This window comes from Pseudomonas sp. G7(2022), assembly GCF_052660475.1.
Genome location: NZ_CP109659.1, coordinates 2,573,493 through 2,581,404, shown reverse-complemented (window position 1 = coordinate 2,581,404; position 7,912 = coordinate 2,573,493). Strand labels below are relative to the sequence as shown.

Below are 7,912 nucleotides of genomic sequence, written 5' to 3'. Positions count from 1 at the left end.
TGGTTGTGACGATGGCAAAGGGACAGAGATGCTGTGTGTGCGTGAGGTCTATGAACCTGGCGCAAGAATCTCCTCAAGAAAATCAATGAACACATTGATTCGGCTCGAACCCCGGTGATTGGGCAAATACAACACGTTGATGCAACTGCTCGCACTGCCGGGATTGACTTCATAACGTGCCAACAACCGTGTCAGCCGGCCAGCCGCAACATCGTCGCGCACCAGCCAGTCGGCCAGCAATGTCACCCCGCCGCCCGCCACTGCCGCTTCTCGCAGGATGTCGGCATTGTTGCTTTGCAGGCGACCGTGCACGTTGAGCTGGATGGTTTCCTCATCGCCCTGGAACGTCCAGTTCTGGTGAGACCCCGCGTAATCGAAGCGCAGGCAGGCGTGCTCGAGCAAGTCACGGGGATGACACGGCACCGAGTGACGACTCAGGTAATCCGGACTGGCCACCACCCAGCGTTCGAAAGCGCCGACCCGCTTGCTGACGATGTCTTCACTGACCACTGACGACCCTAGACGCACCGACACATCGATCTGTTCGCTCAGCAGGTCGCTGACCTGATCGCTCAACGCAATGCTTAATTCCAGTCCCGGATGTCGCTCGAGCAACCGGCCCAGATGGGGGGCGATGATCCTTCGACCAAACTCCACCGGAACGCTGATGCGCAAGCGCCCTTGCGCCTCGCTTCCACGGTCCGCGACGATCGCGTCTGCCTCGTCGATGGCATCAAGAATGGCCACAGCCTTCTCGAAATAGTTTTGCCCGGCGACGGTCACGCTGGTGTTGCGTGTCGTGCGGTTGAGAAGGCTGGCACCCAGCTCGTGTTCCAGCCCCGCCACCTGGCGAGTCACCGATGAAGTCGAAATACCGAGCTTGCGCGCCGCAGAGGAGTAGCCGCCGCAACGCACGGTTTCAACAAACATCTTCAATGCCAGTAACTTGTCCATAAGCGCGACCCGGTCAAAAAGGAACGGGGCTGATTGTGCATCACCAAACGCCAGGCGTCTTGTATGACCGTGCCCCATCGCCCCCCGCGATTCCAGTGCCTCAGGCATTTGCCTTGTGCCCCAGGAACATCGCCAGGGCCAGCGCCGGCAGCAATGCCACGCTGACGGCAGACAGCTGCCAGCCGAAATGCTCGTAGAGAGGGCTCGCCACCAGCGATCCCAACGCCCCGCCCACGAAAATGCTGGTCATGTACACCGCATTGAGGCGCGCACGGCTGTGCGGATCGATGGCGTACACCTCACGCTGGCCCAGCACCATGTTCAGTTGCACGGCGAAGTCCAGCAGCACCGCACAGACGACCAGCCAGATGTAACCGCTGCCGGGCAATGCAGCAATCAGCAAGGAGACCGGCGCCAGCAGCAGTGCAACGAGTGTCCCGCGCCGGGTATGCCCGGCATCGGCCAGGCGTCCGGCAATTGGCGCTGCGACTGCACCGACGGCGCCGACCAAAGCAAAAATCGCAACCTGCACCTGGCTGAAACCGTGGTGACGCATCAGCTCGATGGGCGCAAGGGTCCAGAACAGACTGAAACTGGCAAACAACAATCCCTGATACAAGGAACGCTGGCGCAGAACCGGATAACGACGAGCCAGCGCAAACACCGAGCCGATCAACGCCACGTAAGTCGCCTGATGTGACGGAACACGTCGCGGCAGCACAATCGCAGTGATCAGGGCGATGAAGGCCATCAGTGCCGCCGCGCTGAAAAACACCCCGCGCCAGCCAAATACGTCCACCAACAGGCTCGACAGCGGACGCGACAGCAGAATACCCAGCAACAGGCCACTCATGATGTTACCCACCACGCGGCCACGGGTTGCTTCAGGCGCCAGATGCGCGGCCAGTGGCACCAGAATCTGCACCGCTACCGAAGTCAGACCGATCAGCAACGACAGAACGAGGAACATCGATGGCGAATGCGTGAGGCCGGCACCCATCAGGGTCGCGCTCGCCGCGAGAGTGAATCCCACCACCAGACGTCGGTTTTCCATGAGATCGGCCAGCGGCACCAGCAACAGCAGTCCCAACGCATAACCCAACTGCGTGAGCGAAACGATCAGGCTGGCATTGGCGCTGGACAGGCCGATCTGCGGCGCGATCAGTTCGACAATGGGTTGCGCGTAATAGAGATTGGCCACGACCGCGCCGCAGCAAAACGCAAGGAAGGCGACCATCAGGCCGGAGAGAGAAGCGGATTGTTCGGCCTTGGCTGCAGCGGCCGGGTTACCCGTGAGCATGGTGACACCTCATCTGATTTGCGAAAGTGATGGCAAGGCTAAGGACTCCGGTCGCCCCCGAGAATCCATCCTTCGGGCAATTGAGTGATGCGTCATCCGCAACGAACGGCACGTTGCTGTTGACGCAATACTCTGTTGCGTGCTCCGGCAATACCCGAACGCCGACATCCTCTCTACCCTTGAGTACTTGGCACAGGGCTCCCCATCGGCGCCCCTTCCCGGTCGCCCAAGGAGCTCTTCATGGTCTCGAATCCGTCATTGATGCCCGCCCCGCGTCTCTCGCAGGTCACGTCCTCATGAAAGGTCAGTTCTTGAGATCCAAGCCTCTGTGGATCAGCGCAGCAGTCGTCGCTTCACTCGGTGCAATCGGGGCTGTCGTACTGATGTGGCGCCCGGCGATCGAGCCCGTCGAACGTCCGCGAACATTCAGTTCCGAGCAACTGCAGCGCGGTGCGCGAGTGGTCGAGGCCGGTGACTGTGCCGTGTGCCATACACGTCCCGGCGGCCAACACCTGGCGGGGGGACTGCCCCTGGTGACGCCGTTCGGCACGCTCTACAGCACCAACATCACACCCGATCCGCAGACCGGCATCGGGCAATGGTCGCTGCCGGCGTTCGAACGGGCGATGCGTGAAGGAATCTCCCGCGACGGCCACTTCCTGTACCCGGCCTTTCCGTACGTTCACTACCGGCGCATGACCGCAGAGGACATCGCCGATGCCTATGCCTATTTGATGAGCGGCCCGGCCGTGAACTCGCCGCCGCGGGAAAACCGCATGAATTTCCCGATGAACATCCGCCCGCTGGTGTCGTTCTGGAATCTGCTGTTCTTGCATGCAAAACCACTGACGCCAATGGCGCAGCAATCTGATACATGGAATCGCGGGCGCTATCTCGTCGAAGGGCCCGGGCACTGCGCAGGCTGTCATTCTCCGTTGAACCTGATCGGTGCCGAGAAGTCCGGTGAAAGCCTGTCGGGCGGTGTCGTGGACGGCTGGGAAGCACCGTCGCTGCTCGGCATGGCTCACCGTGCAAAAGCGTGGAGCAACGATCAGTTGGTGAGCTATCTGCGGGCCGACGTGGTGGACGGACACGGCACGGCGGCCGGCCCGATGCGCCCGGTCAGCCTCGGTCTGGCCGCCTTGCCGGTCGGTGATGCACAGGCGATTGCCGAGTATCTGCTGAGCCTGCCGGCAAACAAAGCGATCACCGAAACGCAAGATGCAACGGCGAACGCAGGCCTCTCCGATCAGTCCACGGGCGCCCTGCTGTTCGCCAGCGCCTGCGCCGGCTGCCATGCCGCCGCGGCACCTATGCGCGAAATCGACGGGCGTCCGTCACTGGATCGCACGTCAGCGCTGCAAGCCTTACACCCGCGCAATTTCCTGAAAACCGTGCTCGAAGGCATCCCGGTAACGCCGGGCTTGCCCGGACCGGTGATGCCGCCGTTTGCCGCCAGCCTCGACAACGATCAACTCACAGCCCTGGCGACATACCTGCGTCGACAAGCCAGACCCGACCAGCCCTGGACAGACCTTTCTGCCACTCTCGAAGCGCTACGTCAGGAGACGAAATGACCCACCTCACACTCAACGTCAACGGCTCCGCCCAGACTCTGGAGCTGGAACCTGACATGCCGCTGCTCTACGCGCTGCGCAATCATCTGGGATTGAACGGCGCCAAGTACGGGTGCGGTCTGGGGCAATGCGGCGCTTGCACCGTCATCGTCGATGACCAGCCCGTTTTTTCCTGCCTGACACCCTGCGCGGGCCTTGATGGCAAAAAAGTCAGAACGGTCGAAAGCCTCGGCACCGCCGAACATCCCGGCCCTTTGCAACAAGCCTTTATCGACAAACAGGCGGCTCAGTGCGGTTACTGCATTGCCGGCATGTTGATGCGCGCGCAGGCATTGCTGGAAAGCAACCCACACCCGGACGAAGAGACCATTCGCGAGCACATGGCAGGCAACCTGTGTCGCTGCGGCACTCACTTGCGGATTATCGAAGCGATCAGCCTGGTGGCCGGGCAAAACGGGAGCGCACCATGACAAGGATCAAAGAGGTCGATCACGGTCGCCGCGCATTCTTGCGTGGAGGCGCCTTGCTGGTAGCGTTTACCCTGCTGCCCGCAACGCGGCGTGCCTGGGCGGACACCGAAGTCGATACGCTTGGCACCGTGGTGCTGGCGCCTGACCTCCCCGGCAGCCTGCGTACCAACCCCTGGCTTGATGCCTGGATCCGCGTCGGCCCTGAAGGCATCACCGTCTACACCGGCAAGGTTGAACTGGGCACCGGCGTCAAAACAGCCTTGCTGCAAATTGCCGCTGAACGTCTGGAGGTGTCCCCGACAGCGATCAACCTGCTGACCGCCGACACCGCACTGACACCCAACGAGGGCTATACCGCCGGCAGCCACAGCATTTTCGACAGCGGAACCGCGCTGTTCAATGCGGCGGCACAGGTGCGAGAGCTGCTGTTGGCGTCAGCCGGGCGAAGCTGGGAGATAGCGCCTGCCCGGCTGACGACCCGGGAAGGCATCATTCACGGCCCCACCGGACAAACAATGTCCTATGCCGATGCCGTCAAAAACGTCGATCTGCACCTCTACGCCAAAGCCGAATCGCCGAGCGTGTCCGCGACATCATTCAAGGTGATCGGCCATTCGCTGCAGCGGCTGGATATTCCGGCCAAAGTCAGCGGCGGCGCCGCGTTTGTTCAGGACATACGTCTGCCGGGCATGCTGCACGCCCGGGTCATACGCCCGCCTCGGCCAGGCTGCACACTGGAAACCTTCGACGCGCAATCGATCGAAACGCTGCCCGGTGTGGTGCAGGTGATTCGCGACGGCAACTATCTGGCCGTGGTGGCGCGTGACGAGTGGCAAGCCATCAAAGCCATGCGCAGCGGCTACGAATCGGCGCGCTGGACTGGCGGACAGGCGATACCCGAGGCGCAAGACATCCATGGGTTGCTGGAGACCCTCCCCTCACGCCGCTACCCCATCAGCCAGGAGGGCACGCCGCGGGGCACGACCGACCACAGCTATCGCGCACGCGTGACCAAGCAGTATCTGATGCACGGCTCCATCGGCCCGTCATGCGCCGTGGCCTGGTTCAAGGACGGCACCCTCACCGTCTGGACCCACACTCAGGGCGTGTATCCCCTGCGTGCCGGGATCGCCGAAATGGTGCGATTACCCCCAGAGCGCGTTCGTTGTATTCATACCGAAGGCTCCGGCTGCTACGGCCACAACGGCGCAGACGACGCGGCGGCCGACGCAGCGTTGATTGCGATGCAACTGCCGGGCACGCCGGTGCGAGTGCAATGGATGCGCGAACAGGAGAACCTCTGGGAGCCCTACAGTTCAGCGATGGTCACCGAAGTGCAAGCCAACCTCGATGCACACGCAAGACTGCAGGACTGGAATTATGAACTGTGGACAACACCGCACAACGAACGCATCGTCAATGCCGGACGATTGCTTCCGGCGCGACTTCTGGCTCGCCCCTTCGTCTCCGCGCCGTCGGTGCCGATCGCACAACCTGAAGGCGACGGGGATCGCAATGCGGTGCCGCTGTACACATTGGCCTCCAAGCGCATCAACATGAATTTCGTCACCGAGATGCCGTTTCGCACCTCGGCCATGCGCTCGCTCGGCGCGCACATCAACATCTTCGCGATTGAAGCGTGCCTGGACGAGCTGGCCGCCAGTGCCGGGGCTGATCCGGTTGCCTTGCGCCTTGCGCACCTGACGGATCCCCGGGCACGGGCCGTGGTGGAGCAGGTTCGCGACGCTGTCGACTGGCCGCAAAAAAGCAGCGAGCCTGGCGCGGGCCTCGGCTTCGCATTCGCTCGCTACAAAAACATCATGGGCTATTGCGCCATCGCCGTGCGTCTTCGGGTGCATCCGCAGACCGGCGAAGTGCAGATCGATCATGTCGTCACGGCAGTGGACGTGGGACAGATCGTCAATCCCGACGGGCTGCGCAATCAGGTCGAAGGCGGGATTGTCCAGTCCACCAGTTGGACGCTGTATGAAAAAGTCGCCTATGACGCCGGCGGCATACGCAGCTACGACTGGAGTGGCTACCCGATCCTGCGCTTTACGCAGGTACCGAAAAAGGTCGACGTTCATCTGCTCGACCAGCCCGGACAGCCGTTTCTGGGGGCTGCCGAAATCGTCCAGGGCCCCATGGCGGCGGCCATCGGCAATGCCGTGACGAACGCCACCGGCCGGCGCTGGTTGAACCTTCCTCTGACTCGCTCGGAACAACCGTCCTGAACGTCGCAGCGTTGCATTCCACGCAATGCAGCGTAGCGACACGCATGGATTATCAAGCGCAGAGCATCCGCTTAACGTAAGGCCATCCGGTGCCAGACCCAGCGTCCGACACCCTCTGCCGACGCTTTACAAAGACTGGAGAACTCTCATGACGCAGCACCTGTTCCGCCCTATCGCCCTGGGCCCCTACACACTCCCCCATCGGGTGGCGATGGCGCCGCTGACCCGCTCACGCGCCGGACAACCCGGCGACATCCCGACGGCCATGAACGCCGAGTACTACCGCCAACGCGCAAGTGCCGCGTTGATCATCACCGAAGCAACGCAGATTTCCCGCCAGGGCCAGGGCTATGCCTGGACGCCTGGAATCTATAGCGATGAACAGGTGCAGGCCTGGCGCGAAGTCAGCCGCCAGATACATGAGGCTGGCGGGTTGATCTTCATGCAGCTTTGGCACGTGGGTCGCGTATCCCACCCCAGCTTTCAACCCGACAACGCATTGCCGGTGGCCCCGAGCGCATTGCCCGTCCCGGGCAAGACCTTCATCGTCGATGCGGATGGCAACGGGATCTGGGGAGATGTGCCGGTGCCGCGCGCACTGCAGACGTCGGAAATTGCCGATGTCATCAGCGACTACCGCCGAGCCGCGCGCAATGCGCTGAACGCCGGGATGGATGGCGTGGAAATTCACGCGGGCAATGGTTATCTGCTCGATCAATTCATCAACAGCAACAGTAACCAGCGCGAAGATTCGTACGGTGGCAACCTGGAAAATCGTGCACGCCTGTTGCTGGAAGTGGTCGCCGCTGTGGTCGACGAAATCGGTGAAGAGCGCGTGAGCGTTCGTCTGACGCCGATGGGGCGCTTCATGGGCATGGGCGATGAAACGCCTGAAGCGACGTTCGGCTATATCGTACGTTCGTTGAATCGCTGGAAACTGGCCTACCTGCATCTGGTCGAGCCCGCCGTCGTAGGCACCGTCAAGGATGAAAACTACGATCCGCGTTGGGACGCCATCATCAGTCAGCTGCGTGCGGACTGGCACGGCGTGCTGATGATCGCCGGAGGCTACGACCCCGAGACGGCGGAACAGGCCCTGATTGATGGCCGCGCGGACATCATCGCGTTCGGCCGACCGTTTCTGGCCAACCCCGATCTGCCAAGGCGAATTCGCGACGGGTTGTCGCTCAATACCCCAGACCCGAGCACGTTCTTCGGTGGCGACCAGCGTGGCTATGTGGATTACCCGGTTCACTCCTGATTATCCATGACAACCTGTGCGCCCATTGGGATCCCTGTCTGCCTGGCAGGAGCGGCGCGCCAACGGGAAAAGGGGACGGATTTATTTTCAGAAAATAAATCCGTCCCCTTTTTTGA

At 61.9% G+C, this 7,912-nt stretch carries 6 protein-coding genes; 4 read left to right on the top strand and 2 right to left on the bottom strand.

The genetic code is table 11. The annotated features are described in order from the left end of the window. Positions 1-48: 48 nt before the first annotated feature. Complete coding sequence (locus tag NE357_RS11585) at positions 49-954, bottom strand: LysR family transcriptional regulator (protein ID WP_169429961.1); 906 nt, start codon at positions 952-954, stop codon at positions 49-51. 100 nt (positions 955-1,054) lie between these two features. Then, the gene (locus NE357_RS11580; RefSeq protein WP_169429960.1) at positions 1,055-2,254 is read right to left on the bottom strand and encodes an MFS transporter; all 1,200 of its coding nucleotides are present in this window, start codon (positions 2,252-2,254) and stop codon (positions 1,055-1,057) included. Positions 2,255-2,565: 311 nt separating this feature from the next. Here NE357_RS11580 and NE357_RS11575 point away from each other — a divergent pair, with 311 nt between their 5' ends. From NE357_RS11575 to NE357_RS11560, 4 genes are all read left to right on the top strand, one after another. Beyond that, a complete protein-coding gene (locus tag NE357_RS11575) occupies positions 2,566-3,831 on the top strand; it encodes a cytochrome c (RefSeq protein ID WP_432760320.1) in 1,266 nt (421 codons plus the stop codon). Then, complete coding sequence (locus NE357_RS11570; protein ID WP_169429958.1) at positions 3,828-4,301, top strand: (2Fe-2S)-binding protein; 474 nt, start codon at positions 3,828-3,830, stop codon at positions 4,299-4,301. The genes NE357_RS11575 and NE357_RS11570 overlap by 4 nt, the downstream gene beginning before the upstream one ends. Continuing rightward, a complete protein-coding gene (locus tag NE357_RS11565; RefSeq protein WP_169429957.1) occupies positions 4,298-6,535 on the top strand; it encodes a xanthine dehydrogenase family protein molybdopterin-binding subunit in 2,238 nt (745 codons plus the stop codon). The genes NE357_RS11570 and NE357_RS11565 overlap by 4 nt, the downstream gene beginning before the upstream one ends. Positions 6,536-6,683: 148 nt before the next feature. After that, positions 6,684-7,796 (top strand): alkene reductase, encoded by a 1,113-nt coding sequence (locus tag NE357_RS11560; protein WP_169429956.1) that lies wholly within the window; start codon positions 6,684-6,686, stop codon positions 7,794-7,796. Positions 7,797-7,912: the final 116 nt, after the last annotated feature.

Coding starts and splice junctions, on each gene's coding strand:
- NE357_RS11585 (WP_169429961.1), bottom strand. CDS start 954: ATGGACAAGTTACTGGCATTGAAGATGTTTGTTGAAACCGTGCGTTGC.
- NE357_RS11580 (WP_169429960.1), bottom strand. CDS start 2,254: ATGCTCACGGGTAACCCGGCCGCTGCAGCCAAGGCCGAACAATCCGCT.
- NE357_RS11570 (WP_169429958.1), top strand. CDS start 3,828: ATGACCCACCTCACACTCAACGTCAACGGCTCCGCCCAGACTCTGGAG.
- NE357_RS11565 (WP_169429957.1), top strand. CDS start 4,298: ATGACAAGGATCAAAGAGGTCGATCACGGTCGCCGCGCATTCTTGCGT.
- NE357_RS11560 (WP_169429956.1), top strand. CDS start 6,684: ATGACGCAGCACCTGTTCCGCCCTATCGCCCTGGGCCCCTACACACTC.